Here is a 3,180-nt window from a genome sequence, read left to right on the forward strand (position 1 = left end):
CCAAGATCAAAACCGAAACGCTACGCACGGACGCCGACATCTTCGACGTCTGGTCGCGCATGGTGACTGCCGGCGAACGGCTCGCCGACATCACCCTGCTGACCGGACCGGGTGCATACAGCGCCCCATTCACCTACAACCTGTCGGACGGCCTGCAGCTCATTCGCCAGGGGCGCGACCTCATTTTCTATATTGCCCGGGCCAGAACGGCCATGCCGAAAAGCACCCGGGAATACATCGAACGCTGCAAGAATTACCTGGCCACTGGCCGGGCGCCGCTCTTTCCGGCGCATTTTCCGGCCTAAAGGGGCGATCAGCGCTCGGCGTTCAATTCGACGACCAATGTCGTTGAGCCAAGTCTGGCCTTGACCGGAGCCGCCAGCAAGTCGCCCTTGCCCGGCTCGGCACTACCGCTCTTCGACACCTTGGCCGTCACGAGCACTTCAGAAAACTGGGAAATCGTCCGCCCGGGCATAATCGCTGAATTGTCGTCGAGTCGAAATTCGACCGGAAAGTCCGCCCCTTTGTAGCGCCAGACCGCGAGCGGTGCCCCGGTACCATCCGGCGTCCTGGCAGTCACGAACAGCGTATCCTCAGCCGAAACTTTGCCCTTCAGTTTCGCATTCAGGGTGACAACGCCGGCCACAACCCCAGTCGTCACGGCAGGTTCGGCCACGGCAGCAGCAGGTTTTTTGCCGGAGAGCATGGCATTGGCCTCGGCAATATTGGCATCGGCCAGCTTGCTGTCCATCGAATCAGGCGCTGCCGCAGCCTTCATCCGCTTCCAGAAATCAATAGCCGCCTTGTAGTCAGCACGATCAAAAGCCTCACTGCCGGCCAAGGCCAGGGCTTTAAGGTGCTTCGGGTCGGCCGCCACGGCACGCTTGACGATCTTGCGGCCTTGATCATCCCATTTGCGATCTTTGGCCATCACGTGCGCATCAGCCCAGTCGGCCAAGGCGGCCGCATCCAGAGTAACGAGCGCTGACGCTTTTTCGTAGGCTGCAGCGGCTTCGGCATGACGTCGCAACTCACTGTAGGTCTTGGCAAGCAGCAACCAGCCCTCGCCATTCAAGGGGTCATTAGCCATCTTTTCGGCCAGTTTTTTGACAACGGTATTCAGGTCACCGCCACTACCGGCCTGGCCACTCTGTTTCACGTCCGGCAGTTTGGCGAAGTCTTCGCCACTAGCCGTCGGCTGGCTGCTCGGGGAAGGAAGGCCCCAATAGAGGCCCCCGGCCAGCAAAAAAGCCAGCAGCGCAGGAATCAGCCAGCGAGCATATGCCGGCAACCCCGACTGACGAGTCCCCGGTGAAGTCTGCAAAACGGCAGCATGAAGCGCCGCTTGCTTACGCTCGAACTCCGATTGATCAATATGGCCATCAGCCCTCGCAATCAGCAAATCACGCAATTCAGCCGCGACGTCTGTCTTCTTGCCTTTACTGGAAACATATTTTTCCAGGGCCCAAAGCAAGAGCAAGGAAACAACGATACTGGCTGCACCGATCAAAACAAATGACATAAATTTTCCACCAGACTACTTTGTGTTTGAGGAGGCATGCTCGCCGAGCGATGAACAGTCGCGTTCAATGAAAAAGGGGCTAGCGATAGTCCCAGCGAATGCCGAGATAGAGATATTCCCGCCGGTTCTTGCTTTCGGTCGTCCCGGTATTTTTCGATTCACTGTAGCCGATTTCGCTTTCAAGAGACAGACTGTTCCGCCACTGATAAACCAGTTTCATACTCGGCGAAAACTGTGTCGTATGCTCGCCGCTATCGCTGCTCTGGGCGTAATAGCGGGCATTGCTTTCCAGCCGCCAGTTTTCGATAAAGGGATAGATATAACTCAGGCCGAGATTCTGACCGGTGTATGAGGGGCCGGAAATCCAGCCCAAATAAGCCACGCCAACGCCATTCGGCACGAACAAATTGGTGCCGATAGCCTGGGCGGAATACATGTTGGTACGCCCCGACGCCTCCGAACTGGCGCGACAGGTCTTGGTAATCATGTCATAGCTATCGGCCTGGCAGATACCCATCTCGGAAATTCGGAGCGTGCCGCGCGGACCATCAATGCATAGCGGATCGGTGGGATTGACGAGATCCTGAAGTTCCTTGCACATCTGGTTAAGCGGAATCAAGGCACTGGTCCCCGAAATCTCCGACATCCGATAATCGATGCCAAACTGCCAGCGCTCACCGAACGGAATGGTTACCCCTGTCGCGAACATCGTCGATAGCGCAGTGCTATCCGCAACCAGTTGCCGGGCCTGGGTGACACCGACATTGCTGACAAGATCCGTGACCGTCGAATATCCTGCCGTAGCCAATGCGTTGGTCAGACTGTAGGAAGGACTCTGCCGATAGTCGTAGGAAACAAAATAATTGTTCCCCCATTGATCCAGATAGTTGGCCTGCGCCATGCCAATGTTGAGGCCTTTGTAGAGAAGGTCATAATCGAGCATGCCAAAGCCAGTGAATTGGCCGTCAAAATAGCGGAATTCCGAGCCGACAGCACGACGGTTCAACAGCCCGTCAATGTTCTGCTCAATCCCATAGAGGCTGGCCCCCGGTCGTGAAACCTGTGGTGCCAACTCAATGCTGGCACCATAGAAATCCTTTTTGAACGGTGAGCCGAATTCGACGGCCTCACCATAAACGGCACTCAACTTCCAGTCTGGATTCAGGTTATAGCTACCGGCGATTCCGTCAAAGCGCTCAAGCACGCCGCCACCATTCGGATTCTGCCGCCCGACGCGGACGAAATACCCGATTTCGCGATCGCTTCGCTCGGCGTAGGCCGAATACACGCGGTTGTAGTTACGGCTAGGCTGCATGAAGTTCCGGCTGTCGGTATCACGAAAAACAATTCGCGTATCGGTTACCGAATCTCTCAAGCGTGCACTGAGGTTCAACGACGAAATCAATGACTCCTGATCTCGCTTCATTGGTCCGTCATCCTGCTTCGACTGGCCGCCAAAGAAGTATGAGGACAGGCTGCCATTGACTGTCCATTCCGCAGGCTTGTCGTCACGGGCAACGCGTTTTGCCGGGCGCCGAATTGACTCGACAGCGGGCAAGGCAGCAAGACGTTCCTTGATTCTTTGCGCCTCGGCCGAATTCGAGTAAAGCTTCAGATAAAGATCGTACTCGGCACGTGCCTTGGCAATTTCACCATTT

General features: G+C 56.2%; 2 protein-coding genes and 1 pseudogene. 1 reads left to right on the forward strand and 2 read right to left on the reverse strand.

Annotated elements, in window-relative coordinates; genetic code table 11:
* Positions 1-305: pseudogene (locus tag ADADOO_RS09410) on the forward strand (hypothetical protein); the annotation flags it as partial.
* 8 nt (positions 306-313) lie between these two features.
* Here ADADOO_RS09410 and ADADOO_RS09415 read toward each other — a convergent pair.
* Together ADADOO_RS09415 and ADADOO_RS09420 are read right to left on the reverse strand one after the other, a co-directional pair.
* A complete protein-coding gene (locus tag ADADOO_RS09415; RefSeq protein ID WP_511276995.1) occupies positions 314-1,522 on the reverse strand; it encodes a tetratricopeptide repeat protein in 1,209 nt (402 codons plus the stop codon).
* A gap of 79 nt (positions 1,523-1,601) precedes the next feature.
* Positions 1,602-3,180 (reverse strand): hypothetical protein (locus ADADOO_RS09420; RefSeq protein WP_511276997.1); only part of this gene is annotated, 1,579 nt, incomplete at its 5' end.

Origin of the sequence: Azonexus sp. (assembly GCF_036170495.1) — a bacterium.
Taxonomy (GTDB): Bacteria; Pseudomonadota; Gammaproteobacteria; order Burkholderiales; family Rhodocyclaceae; genus Azonexus.